The organism is Enterobacter cloacae complex sp. 2015409 (assembly GCF_041365315.1).
GTDB classification, from domain to species: domain Bacteria; phylum Pseudomonadota; class Gammaproteobacteria; order Enterobacterales; family Enterobacteriaceae; genus Enterobacter; species Enterobacter pseudoroggenkampii.
Map to the genome: position 1 here is coordinate 1,499,928 of NZ_JBFTVM010000001.1, position 17,604 is coordinate 1,517,531.

Annotated in this window: 16 protein-coding genes; 8 read left to right on the forward strand and 8 right to left on the reverse strand. The window is 58.2% G+C overall.

Annotation, left to right across the window (positions count from 1 at the left end):
* Positions 1–12: 12 nt before the first annotated feature.
* Entirely contained in the window at positions 13–780 is a 768-nt protein-coding gene (locus ACDO57_RS07125; RefSeq protein WP_370883761.1) for an arylamine N-acetyltransferase, read from the reverse strand.
* Between the two features lie 96 nt (positions 781–876).
* Here ACDO57_RS07125 and ACDO57_RS07130 point away from each other — a divergent pair, with 96 nt between their 5' ends.
* Positions 877–2,331, forward strand: a complete 1,455-nt coding sequence (locus ACDO57_RS07130) for a PLP-dependent aminotransferase family protein (protein ID WP_267214721.1) — start codon at positions 877–879, stop codon at positions 2,329–2,331.
* Here ACDO57_RS07130 and ACDO57_RS07135 read toward each other — a convergent pair.
* On the reverse strand, positions 2,303–3,187 hold the full coding sequence (locus ACDO57_RS07135; RefSeq protein ID WP_048991185.1) for a LysR family transcriptional regulator: 885 nt from the start codon (positions 3,185–3,187) through the stop codon (positions 2,303–2,305). The genes ACDO57_RS07130 and ACDO57_RS07135 overlap by 29 nt on opposite strands.
* A 128-nt stretch (positions 3,188–3,315) precedes the next feature.
* On the opposite strand from ACDO57_RS07135, the gene ACDO57_RS07140 reads away from it, so the two are divergent.
* Positions 3,316–4,296, forward strand: a complete 981-nt coding sequence (locus ACDO57_RS07140) for a nitronate monooxygenase family protein (protein ID WP_048991186.1) — start codon at positions 3,316–3,318, stop codon at positions 4,294–4,296.
* 40 nt (positions 4,297–4,336) lie between these two features.
* Here ACDO57_RS07140 and ACDO57_RS07145 read toward each other — a convergent pair whose 3' ends face one another.
* Complete coding sequence (locus ACDO57_RS07145) at positions 4,337–5,392, reverse strand: SDR family oxidoreductase (protein ID WP_090417213.1); 1,056 nt, start codon at positions 5,390–5,392, stop codon at positions 4,337–4,339.
* Between the two features lie 97 nt (positions 5,393–5,489).
* On the opposite strand from ACDO57_RS07145, the gene ACDO57_RS07150 reads away from it, so the two are divergent.
* Entirely contained in the window at positions 5,490–6,377 is an 888-nt protein-coding gene (locus ACDO57_RS07150) for a LysR family transcriptional regulator (RefSeq protein WP_048991190.1), read from the forward strand.
* Between the two features lie 82 nt (positions 6,378–6,459).
* On the forward strand, positions 6,460–6,729 hold the full coding sequence (locus ACDO57_RS07155) for a hypothetical protein (protein WP_032651072.1): 270 nt from the start codon (positions 6,460–6,462) through the stop codon (positions 6,727–6,729).
* A gap of 12 nt (positions 6,730–6,741) precedes the next feature.
* Here the strand turns inward: ACDO57_RS07155 and umuC are convergent, their stop codons facing one another.
* From umuC to ACDO57_RS07170, 3 genes are all read right to left on the reverse strand, one after another.
* Entirely contained in the window at positions 6,742–8,004 is a 1,263-nt protein-coding gene (gene umuC, locus ACDO57_RS07160; RefSeq protein WP_048991191.1) for a translesion error-prone DNA polymerase V subunit UmuC, read from the reverse strand.
* A complete protein-coding gene (umuD, locus tag ACDO57_RS07165) occupies positions 7,988–8,422 on the reverse strand; it encodes a translesion error-prone DNA polymerase V autoproteolytic subunit (RefSeq protein ID WP_024909162.1) in 435 nt (144 codons plus the stop codon). Before umuD ends, umuC begins: the two co-directional genes overlap by 17 nt.
* A 159-nt stretch (positions 8,423–8,581) precedes the next feature.
* A complete protein-coding gene (locus tag ACDO57_RS07170) occupies positions 8,582–9,448 on the reverse strand; it encodes an aldo/keto reductase family oxidoreductase (RefSeq protein WP_370883762.1) in 867 nt (288 codons plus the stop codon).
* 143 nt (positions 9,449–9,591) lie between these two features.
* Between ACDO57_RS07170 and ACDO57_RS07175 the strand changes: the two genes are divergently transcribed.
* A complete protein-coding gene (locus tag ACDO57_RS07175; RefSeq protein WP_090417214.1) occupies positions 9,592–11,253 on the forward strand; it encodes a methyl-accepting chemotaxis protein in 1,662 nt (553 codons plus the stop codon).
* A gap of 27 nt (positions 11,254–11,280) precedes the next feature.
* Here ACDO57_RS07175 and smrA read toward each other — a convergent pair whose 3' ends face one another.
* Positions 11,281–11,844 carry a DNA endonuclease SmrA gene (gene smrA / locus ACDO57_RS07180; protein ID WP_048991196.1) on the reverse strand — a complete coding sequence of 188 codons (564 nt, stop codon included), beginning with the start codon at positions 11,842–11,844 and terminating at the stop codon, positions 11,281–11,283.
* A 356-nt stretch (positions 11,845–12,200) separates the two neighbouring features.
* Complete coding sequence (locus ACDO57_RS07185; RefSeq protein WP_048991198.1) at positions 12,201–13,112, reverse strand: LysR family transcriptional regulator; 912 nt, start codon at positions 13,110–13,112, stop codon at positions 12,201–12,203.
* Positions 13,113–13,287: 175 nt separating this feature from the next.
* Between ACDO57_RS07185 and ACDO57_RS07190 the strand changes: the two genes are divergently transcribed.
* The 3 genes from ACDO57_RS07190 to abgT are packed head-to-tail and all read left to right on the forward strand — an operon-like array spanning position 13,288 to position 17,598.
* A complete protein-coding gene (locus tag ACDO57_RS07190) occupies positions 13,288–14,598 on the forward strand; it encodes a M20 family metallo-hydrolase (protein ID WP_061715393.1) in 1,311 nt (436 codons plus the stop codon).
* Positions 14,598–16,043 carry a M20 family metallopeptidase gene (locus ACDO57_RS07195; RefSeq protein WP_061715394.1) on the forward strand — a complete coding sequence of 482 codons (1,446 nt, stop codon included), beginning with the start codon at positions 14,598–14,600 and terminating at the stop codon, positions 16,041–16,043. Before ACDO57_RS07190 ends, ACDO57_RS07195 begins: the two co-directional genes overlap by 1 nt.
* Positions 16,044–16,071: 28 nt before the next feature.
* Entirely contained in the window at positions 16,072–17,598 is a 1,527-nt protein-coding gene (gene abgT, locus ACDO57_RS07200; RefSeq protein ID WP_048991204.1) for a p-aminobenzoyl-glutamate transporter, read from the forward strand.
* The last annotated feature ends 6 nt before the right edge of the window (positions 17,599–17,604 follow it).

Here is a 17,604-nt window from a genome sequence, read left to right on the forward strand (position 1 = left end):
TTTCCCGGCTGATTACGCGGCGGTCAGTGCAAAACGGTCTTTCAGGACATGGCGGATTTCATCCTCCGCCAGCTGCCGCGCTTCAGTGCCGTTCGCGGTGATGGTTTTCAGCATATCGCCCAGTAAAATCTGACGTCCCTCCGGGCTGTGCTGCACCACCACCCGCTTCTGCACAAAGATCGCATCCGGGTGCGTGGAGTTAAGGTAGTTGGCCGGGACGAAATCAATCCATTCCTGAGGTGTGAGATCAAAGCCGTATTGCCGGGCCCACTCTCCCTCCACCTTCGCTTCAAGCAGATATTCGCCCTCCGCATTGCGGCTCAGTCGGAACGTGTCGAAATCCTGCGTAATATCCACATCAAGCGTGTCCAGCGCCATCGGCGCACGAATGCCGTAGCTGCCGAACCCGAGGTCGCAAAGCCACTGTCGGCTCTCCACCTCGGCAATCAACGCCATATGGGTTTTCGGCCGCCGCGCGGGGTAGAACATCGGGCGCGCCGCCACGAAACGGTAAGGTATCCCTAACGCCGCCAGCGCCATGGCAAAAAGCCCGTTTACCTCGTAGCAGTAGCCGCCACGCCCCTGCGTTAACACCTTATCGGCAATGTCGTCTGGCGCCAGCGAGACAATTTTACCCGCCTGCACGTCCAGATTTTCAAAGGGAACGGAAAAGAGCTGATGACGCATCAGCGCATGCAGGGTGGCCGTATCGGCAGCCGCTGGTCCGGTGTAGTTTATGCGTTTGAAATAGGTGGAAATGTTGAAATTATCGCTGTGCATAATGCCTCCTTGTCCTGAACATGCCGGACACTATAGATGGCGCGCATCATTGGCTGTATAGTCAGTTTTATCGAAAATTAGCCTGAACAGATACCCATGTCTGCCCCGTCCCAGTCGTCCCCACACTATCGCCGAATTGCCGAGATGCTGCGCCTCACGCTGACGTCTGGCGCGCTGCGCGCCGGTGACAGGATGATCTCCGCGCGTAAACTGGCCGAGCGCGAGCACGTTAGCCTTCCGACGGCGCTGGAGGCCCTTCGCTGCCTCGAGGCTGAAGGGCTGATCGTTGCGCGCCCGCGTTCAGGTTACTACATCCGCCAGACCAGCCTGTCACCGCGCGTGGAGCCCGCGCGCTCCTCACCCGGTCCGGTCCCCGTCACCCTATCCGCCGTGGCCCGGTCGCTGTTCAGCAGTGCAGAAGCCCGGCTGATCCCGCTGGGCGCCGCCCTGCCCGATCCCGCGTGGCTGCCAGGAGACGCGCTGCAGCGGGCGTTGCACTCCGCGGGCCGTCGTCTGGAAGCGCATGGACAGAGCTACAGCCTGCCCCCGGGAAGAGCAGACCTACGAAGTAAGATTGCCGCGCGCTCTGCGCAATGGGGAGCCCGGTTCAGCGCGGACGATCTCATTATCACCTCGGGCGCGACGCAGGCGCTGCGCCTGGCACTTCGGGCCGTGTGTCAGCCAGGTGATGTGGTGGCAATTGAGCAGCCCGCCTACTTTGGCACGCTCCTGCTGCTGGAGGATTTAGGCCTGAAGGCCTTAGCGATCCCCACCGACCCTGTGGAAGGCCTGCTGCTGGAGCCGCTGGCTGACGCCATTCGCTGCCATCGCCCCGCTGCCGTCCTGGCCTCACCCACCGTGCAAAACCCGTTGGGTGCCAGCATGCCCGTCGCACGCAAGCAGGAACTGGTTGCCCTGCTTGAAGAGGCAGAAATTCCGTTGATTGAGGACGATGTTTACGGAGATCTGGTCGGTGAGGGGCAACGCCCTCCGGCCTGCAAGGCGTTCGACCAGAGCGGGAATGTGATTTACTGCAGCTCCCTGTCTAAAACGCTTGCGCCGGGGTGGCGAATCGGCTGGATTGCCGCCGGACGCTACCACACGCAGGTCTTGCAGGCCCGCATGGCCGGAGACTGGGCTGGTGCACCGCTGCTGGAAGCCGCGACGAGCGAGATGCTGGCAAGCGGCGACTACGACCGTCACCTGCGGCGGCTCAAGCGGCGGATCGCGGTGGGATTAGCCGCCGTCGTGGCGCGGGTCGAGGCCAGTTTTCCCCCCGGAACCCGCGTAAACGTACCCGCAGCCGGCTTTTTGTTGTGGGTAGAACTGCCTCAGCAGATCAACGCCCTGGAGGTGCATCGTCGCGCGCTGGCGCTGGGTATTGGCGTCAGCCCCGGCCCCCTGTTTTCTCCTGGCGCAGAACTCACGCACTTTCTGCGGCTAAACTGCGCAAACGAACCGACGCCCCGCCTGCTCAATGCCGTAGGGCAGATTGGGGCCCTATGCCATGAACTGGCCGTTTTCACACCAGACTCTCCAGCCACTCGGTAAATACCCGCACTTTGCGGGAGAGGTGACGGTGTGGGTAGAGCAGTGACAGCTTGCGGTCCGGCGAGCGATAGGCTGGCAGGACCTCAACCAGCAGGCCGCGGTCAATGTAAGGCTGGAGAAAGAGATTCATCCCCTGCATTAACCCCAGCCCGGCCAGGCCTGCCGCGATGTAGGCCTCGGAGTTATCCACCACAAGCTTACCGGGTAAAGTCATCTCCGCGACGCCTTCTGGCGTGGTAAACGTCCACGGATGAATATGTCTGCTGCTGGTATTAATCCAGTTGATGGCCTGATGTTTGCGTAAATCATCCGGCGTTTCTGGCGTACCGTGTTTTGCCAGCCAGGCCGGGCTGGCGCAGGTCGTGATTTTGATGTTCCCGATTTTACGCGCGATATAATCGCCGTCGTCCAGCTCTCCCACCCGCAGCACGCAGTCCAGACCATCCCGCAGCATATCCCGACGGCGGTCAGAGCTGCTCAGAATGATGTCGATCTCAGGATGCTGACGATAAAAATCAGGCAGATTGGGTATCACCCGCAGCGTGGCAAAAGAGACCGGCATATCCACACGCAGCTGACCGTGTATTGCCCGGTCCGTACCAAACGACTCCAGTAATTCGTCCGCCTGCGCCAGCAGGGGTTTACTCTGGCGATAGAACGCCTCCCCATCCGGCGTCAGGCTAATCCGACGCGTTGTGCGCTGCAGGAGCCGCGTGCCGCTGTGTTGCTCCAGAAGCTGTAACGCTTTGGTGACTGCAGGGCGATGGACCTGCAGATTCTCCGCCGCCTGGGTAAGACTACCTGACTCGACAATTTCAATAAAAATTCGAATAGATTCAAAGAGATTTATTTGCATAAAGGATTTCAAACCGCGAACGGGATATTGTTATTGATTTTATAACAGTGATGAATCTTTTGGGCTATTTTTCCTAACAATATTGCACCCTACACTCTCCTCCATTCAAACGTAAGGGAGAGTCTGCTATGAAAAATAACCGTATCTGTCAGATCCTGGGTATCGAAAAGCCTGTTATTCAGGGGCCGTTATCCTGGCTTACCGATGCCCGTTTAGTTGCCGCGGTCAGCAATGCCGGCGGGCTCGGCGTGCTGGGACCCAATGCAGGCTTAACCGCCGACACCGCGGTCTCCACGCCGGAAGCGACAGCCGAAAAAATGCGCGAAGAAATTCGTAAAACCAAACGGCTGACCGAAAAACCGTTTGGCGTGAACCTGATCCCCACCGCCGTTAATGACGTCTGGACTGGACCAATTCTTAAGGTGGTAAAAGAGGAAGGCGTCAGGGCCGTGGTATATACAGGCTATGGGGAAGGCAGCATTATTCCCTCGCTGTTCAGTGAGTTAAAAGAGGCAGGGATCGCTATTATCTACCGCGACATCAATCCCACGCCGGAAAACACCCGTCTCGCAGAAGATCTGGGGGCAGACATTATCGTCGCCACCGGTTTTGATGAAGGCGGAACGTTACCCGCAACGGCGCTTGGCACCTTTTCCATCGTGCCGCTGATTGCCGATGCCGTGAAGCACATCCCGGTGATGGCCGCGGGCGGTATTACCGATAATCGCACCGCCAGAGCGGCGCATGCGTTAGGTGCGGAAGGCGTGTTTGCCGGATCGGTCTTTATCAGTACCGAAGAAAGCCGCGTGCCGCAGGGGGTCAAAGAGAAAATTGTTGCCGCCAACGGCCTGGACTTACTCCTTTTTCGCACCGTGCCCCATTACTACCGCGCGCTTCCCGGCAAGCTGGCGGAAAAACTGGCATCGATGGATAAAGCAGGCGCAAGCAACGACGCGCTGGGCAAGGCGATGGGAGGATTACGGGGCCTGCGTCTGGGCATGCTGGAAAATAACACCGATGAAGGCTATATCGCGCTCGGCACGGGGATTGGGAACATCCGCAGCGTGAAAAGCGTGGCCGAGATCGTCAATCTGTTAGCGGTTGAGTAAGCCCTCGGCGTCCTGACGGTTATCAGGACGCCATCTGTTCTCAGGGAATAATCCGCGCGGCTCTCAGCTGCGCAAACAGGCGGAAAAACATCTCATCGGTCGCCTGCATTTGCGTAAAGCCCGCCCTGCGCAGCTTGCTCCCGTCACCGAACATGTCGTAATCCCAGCTAAAGACAAAATCGGCAAACCGCCCGTCGCTTAGCTGCAAAATATCCGCTTCCACCAGCCGCTCTTCGGCAAGCTCGCGCCATACGCCGCGATAGTCGTTAAACAGCTGATGAAATGACAACCTCACCGGCGGCGCAGAGTCCAGTTCAAACCAGCGTACGATGCGCGGCCACAGCTCGCTCCAGCGCCAGATATCGCCATTGTTTACGTTGAAGGCCTGATTCTGTGCCGCAGGTGACGTGGCGGCCCACAGCGTTGTCTCGGCCAGCAGCCCGGCGTCGGTATGGTCAACAATGCTGTGCCAGGTCTGTTCTGAACCGGGAAAACGCAGCGGTAAACCCAGCGCCTTACACAGGGAGGCGTACAGAGCGATGCTCAGCGCAAGGTTCATGGCATTGCCCGGCACCGCACTCCCCACCACGCCCGGCCTGATGGCATTCCAGTGCCAGCCTTTCCCCCGCTGAAACTGGCTGAGCCACGTGAGCTGCGCGGCGTTAAATTCGGCACCCGCTACGCCGGGATCGCTTTCCCGCGCCGGGGTTTTAAACGGCCCCAGATGCGCACCGTAGACTTTGTAGCCCTGCATCAGGCTTACCGTCTGCAGCGGTGCCGCTGTTTCGAGGGTGCTGACCAGGTTACGCAGCATGGTGACGTTCGGCTCAACCATGTCTGCCCAGTTCGCCGCGTTCGCCCAGGCGCTGTAAAAGATGTGGGTGACTCCGTTCAGGGCGTGCAGCGCCCGTGCAGTGTCCTGCGCATCCAGTAAATCGACGTTCACCACGGGGATGCCGTCAGGATGAGACGCGGCATGGCGGCTAAGGCCGATCACCTCCCACTGATGGTGCAGGAGCGTATTGACCAGCTGTCTGCCGACAATGCCGCTGGCGCCCGCGACCAGGGCGACGTTGTGTTGCTGCATCTTATTCATGATGTTTCTCCGGAAAGGGTGACAGACGCAGTGTGATATATTATTTTTTCTGGAGATATCCCATGAAACTGATGGCACTTATAAGCAGAATCATTAAATGAATAACAAGCTCAATGCCATTTCTACCTTTCTGCGCGTCGCTGAAGCGGGCTCGTTTTCAGCGGCCGCCCGTCAGACCGGTATTAAGCAGTCCGCCGTCAGTCAACAGATCGCGGCGCTTGAGGAATCACTGGGTGTGGTACTGCTGCACCGTACGACGCGTAAGATGAAGCTGACCGAACAGGGTGAACGTTACCGGCGTGATATGCAGCTTGTGCTGGACGCCATGGGGGAAGCGGAGAGGCGTTTACATCCTGTCGATCATAGCGTTCAGGGGCGCGTCCATGTCCAGTTACCGAGCGGCCTGGGGCAGATTTTTTTGCCGCATCTGCTGGCGCTGCAGCGTCTGCATCCCGAGCTGCAGCTGATGCTTTCCCTGGATGACCGCCTTGCCGATCTGGTGACGGAGGGCGTGGATGTCGCGATACGGCTGAGCAGTGAGCCCCCGCAGGCGCATGCGGCGCGCGTGCTGGGGCGTATTGAAACCAGGCTGTTTGCCGCCCCCGGCTTTCAGGCGGTACGCGCCGTCAGCGAGCTGGCGACGCTGCCACACGTGCGGTTCAGCGGCATTCCGCTGGGTGCTCCCCTGCGCCTGATGTCTGACGAGGAGACGGTCGAGGTCAACGTGAATACTGTTTTCCGTGCCAACACCAGCGACGCGCTGCTGCAGGCGCTTGAGTCCGGCATTGGTATCGGCGGCATGCAGCAGCCGCTCGTGACACGCGCGCTGCAAACCGGCACGCTGGTACCGGTGCTGCCCGACTGGCGGTTACCCGATCGCTTCCTCTATGCCGTCTATCCTGACGCCCGCTTTATTCCGCAGCGCGTCAGAAAGGTCGTCAGCGTGATTGAGCATTTACTGCCTGAAATAATAAAGAAAAACTGATTGTTTCCGCCGTAAATGACGTGCATTTTTTAATCGCAAAGAATAGAGTGTTTTTACCGTATTCCCTCTTTCTGGAGCACGTATGCCGGATTACCGTTTTTTCCAAAAAGGCCCGAACCTCATTGCGATTGAGAGCGCAAACACCGATGCGGCCGCTCAGCTCATCGCTCAGGGGTTTGAAAAACAGTTTGAGGAGATCGGCGCTGCGGATGAAAAAGAGGCACTTACCCGCCTTGCGGATATCCGTAAAAATAATGAGATCGATCGCCATAACTTCCTGTCCGGAGCGGGCGAAATGCCGCTGATCGGCGTGCTGGCGGCTGCGGCAACCTGGTTGATGCAAAAGAAATAACGCAACCATCCTCTACCTCGCCACCGGCAAATCGGCGTACCGCGTCGTATAGGCCGGTGACAACATCTCACGCTTCATCGCCCACGGTTTCTCAATCCCCTGCCCGGCGAACCATATCTTCCCTTTGCCGGAGTGATTTACGCTGTCGATCATCTCCATCAGCGCCGCGCTGTTGGCGCGCAGACGATTATCGTCAAACAAATTAAGCTGGGCGACGCCGCTGCTGAAAAAGTCCGCCAGCATGACCCCGGCCTTCATATAGCGATACCCGTCGAGCCATATCCGCCCCAGCCCCTCCGTGGCGGCGCGGATGATATCGCGCGAGTCATTGGTGGGCGTCATCAGGGTGACAGAAGCCTGATTGCCGTAATAAATTTCGTTGTCAGCGTGCGGGCTGGTGCGCACAAACACGCTGATAAAACGACAGTATTGATGCTCGCCGCGCAGTTTCTCTGCGGCGCGCTCCGCGTAGGCGCAAATCGCCTGATGCATCTCTTCGTATTGGGTAATGCGGTGTCCAAACGAACGGCTACAGATGATTTGCTGCTTCGTGGGGGTGTACTCTTCCAGGTCAAGGCAGGGCTCGCCGCGAAGCTCGCGCGCCGTGCGTTCCAGTACCACGTTGAAATGTTTGCGAATGACCCACGAGGAGGCCTCCGCCAGCTCCAGCGCCGTGGTAATCCCCATTGCGTTCAGTTTTTTCGTGATGCGCCGCCCTACCCCCCACACCTCCTCTACCGGCACCTTTGCCAGCAGTTTACGCTGCCGCTCCCGGCCTGAGAGATCGACCACGCCGCCGGTGCCCGCCCACCGCTTCGCCGCATAGTTGGCCAGCTTCGCCAGCGTTTTGGTCGGGGCAATACCGACGCCAACGGTTAAGCCCGTATTTTTATAGACCTGCGTGCGCATCTGGTGTCCGAACGCTTCCAGTGCAAGGCAGTTACCGATCCCTGAAACGTTCACGAACGCCTCGTCGATCGAGTAAATTTCTATGGCCGGAGCGAGATCCGTCAGCGTCTGCATCACCCGACTGCTGAGATCGGCATACAGCGCATAGTTCGAACTAAAGACGTAAACCCGCGACGGATAGCCCTTCTCTTTGAATTTAAAATAGGGCTCCCCCATTTTTATGCCGAACTGCTTTGCCTCCGGCGACAGTGAAATAATGCAGCCGTCGTTATTGGACACCACCACGATGGGCTTCCCCTGCAGATCGGGGCGAAATACCTTCTCGCAGGAGGCATAGAAGCTATTCACATCAACCAGCGCGAACATGTTTATGCGTTTTAAGCGTGTGGGTGACGACGCCGAAGATCTGCAGCTCCTCTTCGGACTGAAAGGTAATCGGCTGATAGCGGGCATTATGCGGCAGAAGTCTCAGAACCGGGCGGGTCTGTAACTCTTTCACCGTAAACTCACCGGCGACCGACGCCACGACGATGTCCCCATGTTCGGCATTTAACGAACGATCGACCACCAGCAGATCGCCGTCACCGATCCCCGCGCCAATCATGGAGTCTCCACTCACCTTGATAAAATAGGTCGCACTGGGGTGTCTCACTGCCAACCGGTTAAGATCGAGACGATCTTCCACATAGTCCTGCGCCGGGCTGGGGAAGCCACAGGCTACACGCTCTGCAAACAACGGTAATTCAATAGATTGGTTTGGATGATAAGAAAAGAGAGTGTCCATAATGCCTTTCTCGCCAAATACTGTATATAAATACAGTATTACGGATTATGGCCAGGGATCAAGGTCATTTCAGGAGGCGAACCCAAACGCGTTGAAGTGTCAGAAGATTTAAAACGCGCAAAGCCCGTAAGCACACTTACGGCTTTGCGCCTGTGACGATCAGTCCATCAGCGTATTCAATGTTTCCAGTGCGTCAGGCGGCAGCTGCAGTTCCCCCGCCGCGAGGTTTTGCCGCAAATGCGCCACGGAAGAGGTGCCCGGGATCAGCAGGATATTTGGGGAACGCTGCAGCAGCCATGCCAGCGCAACCTGCATTGCCGTGACGCCCAGTGAATCCGCGACAGCCTTCAGCCCGGACGATTGCAGCGGCGTAAAGCCGCCCAGTGGGAAGAACGGCACATACGCGATCCCCTGCTGCGCGAGCAGATCCACCAGCGCATCATCACCCCGGTTCACAATGTTGTACATGTTCTGCACGCACACCACCGGCACCAGCTTCCGGGCTTCCGCGACCTGGGTGGCCGTGACGTTGCTCAGGCCAATATGCCGCACCAGCCCCTGCTGCTGTAATTCTGCCAGGGTGGAAAGCGGTTCAGCAATCGATCCTTCCGCCGGCCCGTGTGCGCTAAACATGATCCGCAGATTCACCACGTCCAGCACGTCCAGCTGCAGATTACGCAGGTTGTCATGCACCGCCTGCGTCAGTTCCTGCGCGGAAAAGGCCGGCAGCCAGGCGCCTTTGTCATCGCGACGGGCGCCGATCTTGGTGACAAGCGTCAGATCGTCCCGGTACGGGTGAAGCGCCTCGCGGATCAGCTGGTTAGTGACATGAGGGCCGTAAAAATCACTGGTATCAATGTGGTTCACCCCCGCCGCCACAGCCTCGCGTAACACGTCCAGCGCGGCCTGCTTATCCTTCGGCGGCCCAAAGACGCCAGGCCCGGCCAGCTGCATCGCGCCGTAGCCCAGCCGTTTCACCGTCCGCGTCCCGAGCGCGTACGTCCCGCTTTTATCAATGCTGCTCATGTTGACCTTCCTCATAAAAATGATCCGGATTTACAACAGGTTCCCTCAGGGAGCCTTTAGTTAAGCGCGAGTTAATTAAAGTTTACATTCTCTACGACGATAGTAATGAAGTAACCCTGCATCTTCTCTAACGGACGACCGCTATGCTGAAAAATCTGCACGTGATTACCGGTATTATCTTTGCCCTCACCATATTCTGTCTGCTGCAAGTTGTCACGGGAGGGTTGTTCTACTCTGCCGTCAGTAACGATCGCCATAACTTCCAGAACTCCGGCGTGCTCAATGCCCAGCAGGAAAGCCTGAGCGACAGCGTGAACACGCTGGTGAAAACGCGCGTCACCGTCACTCGCGTGGCGATCCGCTATCTGAAAAACCAGCGTGACCCGGCTTCCCTGGCGGCGATCAATAAGCTGCTTGGCACCGCAGGCGACTCGCTGGCAAAAGCCGAAGCCTATAACAAAGAGTGGCAGAAACTGCCGCAGGTTAAGGGCCAGGAGGCGGCATTGACCGACGAGATGCAGAAATCATGGAACCAGATGCACGAAGTGATGCGCTTATCGATTGAGTATCTGCGTGCCGACAACTATCAGGCCTATGGGGATCTGGACGCGCAGCAGGCGCAGGACGACATGGAAGCGGTCTATAACCGCTGGCGCGCCGAAAACAACACCCTCCTGAAGGCCGCAACCGAAGAGAACCAGAGCAGCTTCACGCAGATGCAGTGGACCCTGGCGGCAATTCTGCTGGCCGTTATCGCGGTTCTGGTGGTCATCTGGCAGGGTTTACAGCACCTGCTGTTAAAACCACTCCACTCCATTATGAACCATATTCGCGCCATTGCAGGGGGCGACCTGACGCAGGATATCGCAATATCTGGCCGCAACGAGATGGGTCAGTTGGCCGCTGGCCTGCATGAGATGCAGCAGTCGCTGGTGACCACCGTCAGCGCCGTGCGCGGAAGCACCGATTCCATCTACACCGGCGCAGGCGAAATTGCCGCAGGAAGCAACGATCTGTCCGCCCGCACCGAGCAGCAGGCCGCCTCGCTCGAAGAGACCGCCGCCAGCATGGAAGAGCTGACCGCAACGGTTAAACAGAACTCCGATAACGCCCGTCAGGCCACGCTGCTGGCGAAAAACGCCTCTGAAACGGCCGCGCGCGGCGGTCACGTCGTGGATAACGTGGTTCGCACCATGAACGAAATCGCCGACAGTTCGCAGCAAATTGCGCATATTACCAGCGTGATCGACAGCATCGCGTTCCAGACCAACATTCTGGCGCTTAACGCCGCGGTGGAAGCCGCTCGCGCCGGGGAACAGGGGCGTGGCTTTGCGGTTGTCGCGGGCGAGGTCCGTACGCTGGCGAGCCGCAGCGCGCAGGCGGCGAAAGAGATCAAAGGGCTTATCGAGAACTCCGTCAGCCGGGTGAATACCGGCTCTGAGCAGGTGAGCGAGGCCGGCACCACCATGAAGGAGATCGTCGCCGCCGTTACCCGCGTGACCGATATCATGGGCGAGATTTCCTCTGCCTCTGACGAGCAGAGCCGCGGTATTGAGCAGGTGAGTCTGGCCGTTTCGCAGATGGACAGCGTGACGCAGCAAAACGCCGCGCTGGTGCAGGAGTCCGCCACGGCGGCTGCGGCACTGGAAGATCAGTCCGAGCAGCTGCGCCAGGCGGTAGCGGCGTTTCGTCTGAACGGCAAAGAAAAAGCGGTCGCTCCACGCCCGGCCAATCTGAAAACGCCACAGCTGCTGCGCCCGGCAACGACAACCCCCTCCACCGACAGCAACTGGGAAACGTTCTGAGTCTCAGGCGGGCGAGAATATCGCCCGCTAGCGGCTGCGCTTGGCGTGCCGCTCCCAGTTTTCCTGTTTTGCTTCATCGGATTTTCGCAGTGAGACATAGCATGCCCCGCTGCCGCCGTGATGCGGCAGCGCCACGCAGAAGGCCTGCACTTCCTCGAACTCGGTCAACCAGCGCGCCAGATAGCTGCGCACTACATTGGGATGCGAGTTCTGCTCCCGCCCTTTCCCGTGAATAATAATCAGGTTACGTAACCCGTCACGTCTGGCCTGGCAGATAAAAGAAAACAGCATCTGACGGCAGCGTTCGGCAGGCTGACGCAGGAGGTTTAAGCTGGCCTGGCGGGCATATTTACCCGAGCGCAGCTTATCGATAACGCCCTGCTGCACCCCTTCGCGCTGGAACGCCAGCGGTTCTTCCAGGGGAAGAAGGTCAAGAAAATCGAGCGTCAGGAAGTTATCCAGCTGTTCATTATCCACCTCCTCGCGCACCCGGGTATTGCGGCTGGGCTGCCAGTGAATATCCGGGCCACGCTTCAGCGGCTGGACATCTTCCATGGCGTCAAGAAAAAAGGATTTGTCGTCAGGGTTCATGGATATCCTCCGGCTACAACTGAGGACGGTACTATACCTGCGCCCGAGACAGGCCTCAATCACCGTTACAGGCCGTCGTGCGCAACAAATATTAACATGATGAATATATATAGTATTTATAAAATAAACTTAAATATGACTTAACTAAAATTTCAGCAAAGATGAAATAAGTGATTTGTGTTAAATTTTCGTAAAATCAAACACTCAATATCCTTTCATTTTGCGGGAAAGGTGTTATACCTAAATATACCTGCTTCATGGATATAATACTCAGGATTGGCGAAAGGACGCACTGCTGTGTGTACTGGAGGGTCTGTCAGATGTCGGACAGACCCTGTTTTTTTATGGTCGGCTTTTCACGCCACGACTATTTTCCTCGCTTCCCTTCTGAACTGTGTAATTAATGATTCGGCAAGGGGCGTCTGACGTGAATCACGGCGCTGAATTAAATAATATGCTGCTTTTGGAAGCGATTCGACAACCGGCAGCATGACCAGGCGGTGCGCCAGAAGCGGGTCACAGCCCAACTCCTGCGGCAATATGCTTAGAAAATCACTTTGCGCAACCAGGCTAATACAGGAGGAAAAGGTTTCACAGACCACACCAATTCGCGGTATTTGCGAACGATCGCTAAATACCTCTTCTAATTGCTTGTAATAGCTTCCCCGCGGCGTCGGCATTGTCCAGTTATAATGCAGAAGTTCATTAATCGAGGTTGCTCCCGTCGCCGGATGCCCTTCCCGACAAAATACCGCAAACGGTTTTTCGAAGAGCTTTTCAAACGTAAATTCCTGGTCGTAAGGCCCCTGATAATAGGTATTGATGGTGAAATCCAGCTCGCCCTGGCGTAATTCATTGATCATCGATACCAGCTGCCCTTCCATAATCCGCACCTTGACCTGCGGATGCTGCGCGTGAAAGCGGGTAATGACGGCGGGCATCAGGCTGCGTGAAACGCTGGCCCCCATCCCGATGTTGATCTGCCCGGCCAGCTCCCCCTGCCGCTGACGAATGTCATCCTGCGCCGCGCGCAGCTCTTCCAGGATCAACCTGGCACGCTGGTAAAAACCCTCACCGCATTCCGTCAACGCGACGCCTTTACTCCTGCGCACGAAAAGCTGCGCCGCCATGCCCTCCTCCAGCTCTTTGATGGATTTGGTCAGCGCCGGCTGGGAAAGATTCAGCGTTCTGCTGGCACCGCGAATGCTGCCCTGACGCGCGACTTCAACAAACGCCCGGATTTGATGAAATTTAATCTGGAATGTCATAGCCCGACCGATAACCGTTGTTTATCAGAGTAAAGAAACTGTCATCTACTTTAATGGAAAGGGATGTGCGAGGGTAATTCCTGAACGGTTAAAACTGTGAAAAATCGGTTAGTGATAAGTAAAAACTATCACATCGTGAAGCAGTTCACATATTTTAATGATGACAGGAACAGATATGGACACACTGGCACAGTACATCCAGACGTTACCCTCGCAGCTGAGCGCATGGCGTCGTGATTTTCACCATTTCGCGGAATCCGGCTGGGTCGAGTTTCGTACCGCCGCGAAAGTCGCGGAAATCCTGGACTCGCTGGGTTACGAACTGGCGATGGGTCGCGACGTGGTCGATGCCGAAAGCCGGATGGGGCTGCCCGATACCGCTACCCTGGCGCATGAGTTTGCCCGCGCACGGGCGCAGGGCGCGCCTGAGAAATGGCTGGCGCCGTTTGAAGGCGGCTTTACCGGCATTGTGGCGACCCTCAATACCGGCCGCCCTGGCCCAACCCTGGCGTTTCGCGTGGACATGGACGCCCTTGATCTCAGCGAAGCGCTCGACGACAGCCATCGCCCGTTCCGCGACGGGTTTGCCTCCTGCAACGCGGGAATGATGCACGCCTGCGCGCACGACGGCCACACCACCATTGGTCTGGGGCTGGCGCAGGTGCTTAAGCAGAATGAAGCCCGGCTGAACGGCACCATCAAGCTGATCTTCCAGCCCGCCGAAGAAGGTACGCGCGGCGCGCGCGCCATGGTTGCCGCCGGGGCGCTGGACGACGTGGACTATTTCACGGCTATCCATATTGGTACTGGCGTGCCTGCCGGAACGGTGATCTGCGGCAGCGATAACTTTATGGCCACCACCAAGTTCGACGTGAGCTTCACCGGCGTGGCCGCACACGCGGGCGGTAAGCCGGAGGACGGTCGTAACGCCCTGCTCGCCGCCGCGCAGGCCGCCCTCGCCCTGCACAGCATCGCCCCGCACAGCGAAGGTGCCTCCCGGGTAAACGTCGGCGTGATGCAGGCGGGCAGCGGACGCAACGTGGTGCCCGCGAATGCGCTGATTAAGGTTGAAACCCGCGGTGAAAGCGAAGCGATTAATCAGTATGTCTTTGAACGCGCGCAGGCGGTGATTACCGGCGCGGCGGCGCTCTACGGCGTGAGCGCCGAGGTGCGCCTGATGGGGGCAGCCACCTCCAGCGCACCGACGCCGGCCTGGGTGGATTATCTGCGCGAGCAGGCGAGTCAGGTTTCCGGGGTTGTTCACGCCATCAATAAGGTGAAGGCGCCAGCAGGCTCCGAAGACGCCACGCTGATGATGGCCCGCGTGCAGCAGAACGGCGGTATGGCGTCCTATATGGTGTTTGGCACGGAGTTGAGCGCCGGACATCACAACGAAAAATTCGACTTCGATGAGCAGGTCATGCCTGTCGCCATCGAAACGCTGGCGCGAACTGCGCTCAATTTCCCGTGGACGCGAGGTGTGTAATGCAGGAGAACTACGCTTTTATTGCCGATGCGATCGACACGCGATGTCGGACGTTAACCGATATTGCCGACGCGATTTGGGATCGTCCCGAGACCCGCTTTGAAGAGTTCTGGTCCGCCGAACGGCTGGCCAGCGAGCTGGAAGCAGAAGGCTTCACGCTGATCCGCGAGGCAGGCGGCATCCCCAACGCGTTTATCGCCAGCTTCGGCAGCGGGAAACCGGTTATCGCCCTGCTGGGCGAGTACGACGCGCTGGCCGGGTTAAGCCAGCAGGCACACTGCGCGACCGCGCAGACTGCCACGCCGGGAGCCAACGGCCATGGCTGCGGGCATAACCTCTTAGGCACCGCGGCGCTTGCGGGCGCAGTGGCGGTGAAAAGCTGGCTGGAGCAGCACGGCGGCAGCGGAACGGTGCGTTTTTACGGCTGTCCCGGCGAAGAAGGCGGCTCCGGGAAAACCTTTATGGTGCGCGAAGGGCTGTTTGATGACGTCGATGCCGCCGTCACCTGGCACCCGGAAGCCTTTGCCGGGATGTTTAACGTCAGCACGCTGGCGAATATTCAGGCCGCCTGGCGTTTTCACGGCGTGGCGGCACATGCGGCCAACTCCCCTCATCTGGGACGCAGCGCGCTGGACGCCGTGACGCTGATGACCACCGGCACCAACTTCCTTAACGAACACATTATCGAGAAAGCACGCGTCCATTACGCCATTACCGATACCGGCGGGATTTCGCCCAACGTGGTGCAGGCGCAGGCCGAGGTGCTATACCTGATCCGCGCCCCGGAGATGGCGGATGCGCAGCAGATCTACGAGCGCATCGAGAAAATCGCCCAGGGCGCGGCGCTGATGACCGAAACCACCGTCGAATGCCGCTTTGATAAAGCCTGCTCCAGCTATCTGCCGAACCGCACGCTTGAGGCGGCGATGTATCGCGCCCTGCAGCACTACGGCACGCCGGAGTGGACCGACGAGGAGCGCGAGTTTGCCCGCAAGATCCGCGCCACGCTGACGCCGAACGATCTGCAAAACAGCCTGAAAAATATTGCCGCCACGGGTGGCGAAGCGGGTAAAGCCTTTGCCCGTCGTCATCAGGCGACGCTGCTGGTGGATGAAGTCGCGCCCTACGCTATTACCGACAACGTGCTGGCGGGCTCAACGGACGTGGGCGACGTCAGCTGGAAAATGCCGGTCGCCCAGTGCTTCAGCCCCTGCTTTACCGTCGGCACGCCGCTGCACACCTGGCAGCTGGTGTCCCAGGGGCGTACTTCCATTGCTCACAAAGGCATGCTGCTGGCCGGAAAAGTGATGGGTGCGACCGCGCTCAATCTGCTGCTGGACGCAGCGCTGCTGAACAAATGCCGTGAAGAGTTCGAACAACAATTACAAGAAAAACCGTACGCGTGTCCGATCCCACAGGGCGTGACACCGTCACCTTTAAAATAAAAAAACACAACACTCCCGAGGAACGCCCATGAGTATGTCATCCATACCTTCGCATTCCCCATCCGGTAAGCTCTATGGCTGGGTTGAAAGGATCGGCAATAAAGTGCCGCACCCTTTCCTGCTGTTTATCTATCTGATCGTGATTTTGATGGTCGCCACCGCCGTGCTCTCCGCCTTTGACGTGAGCGTGCGCAGCCCGGCTGACGGCAGCCTGGTGGCGGTGAAAAACCTGCTCAGCGTTGACGGACTGCACTGGTTTTTACCTAACGTCATCAAAAACTTCAGCGGTTTCGCCCCGCTGGGCGCCATTCTGGCGCTTGTGCTGGGTGCCGGGCTGGCAGAACGCGTTGGCCTGCTGCCCGCATTAATGGTGAAGATGGCTTCCCACGTCAGCGCGCGGTACGCGAGCTACATGGTGCTGTTTATCGCCTTCTTCAGCCATATCTCCTCCGACGCCGCGCTGGTGATCATGCCGCCGATGGGAGCGCTGATTTTCCTCGCCGTCGGTCGTCATCCCGTGGCGGGCCTGCTGTCGGCGATTGCGGGGGTGGGCTGCGGATTCACCGCTAACCTGCTTATCGTCACCACCGACGTGTTGCTCTCGGGCATCAGCACGGAGGCGGCAAAGACCATTGATGCGGCTATGCACGTCAGCGTGATCGACAACTGGTACTTTATGGCAAGCTCGGTCATTGTCCTGACGATTGTCGGCGGGCTGATTACCGATAAGATCGTCGAGCCGCGCCTGGGCAAATGGGAAGGCCGTAGCGATGAAAAGCTGGAGACCCTGAGCAAAGAGCAGCGCTTCGGCCTGCGCGTGGCTGGCGTGGTCTCGCTGGCCTTTATCGCGCTGGTGGCGCTGATGGTGGTCCCGGAAAACGGCATATTGCGCGATCCGGTTAAACATACGGTCCTGCCGTCACCGTTTATTCAGGGCATTGTGCCGCTGATTATCCTCTTCTTCTTTGTCGTTTCGCTCGCCTACGGTATCGCTACCGGCAAAATCCGCCGTCAGGGCGATTTGCCGCAGCTGATGATCGAGCCGATGAAGGAGATGGCGGGCTTTATCGTGATGGTGTTCCCGCTGGCGCAGTTTGTGGCGATGTTTAACTGGAGCAACATGGGCAAGTTTATGGCCGTGGGCCTGACCGACGCGCTGGAGGCTGCCGGATTAAGCGGCGTACCGGCGTTTGTCGGCCTGGCGCTGCTGTCATCCCTGCTGTGCATGTTTATCGCCAGCGGCTCCGCCATCTGGTCGATTCTGGCCCCGATCTTCGTACCGATGTTTATGATGCTGGGGTTCCACCCGGCTTTCGCGCAGATCCTGTTCCGCATCGCGGACTCTTCGGTTATTCCGCTGGCGCCGGTTTCGCCGTTTGTTCCGTTGTTTTTAGGCTTCCTGCAGCGCTATAAACCCGAGGCCAAACTGGGTACCTACTATTCGCTGGTTTTACCCTACCCGCTTATCTTTTTAGGGGTATGGCTGGTGATGCTGGTGGCATGGTATCTTGTCGGCCTGCCGATTGGACCGGGGATTTACCCGAGGCTGAACTAAAGGAAT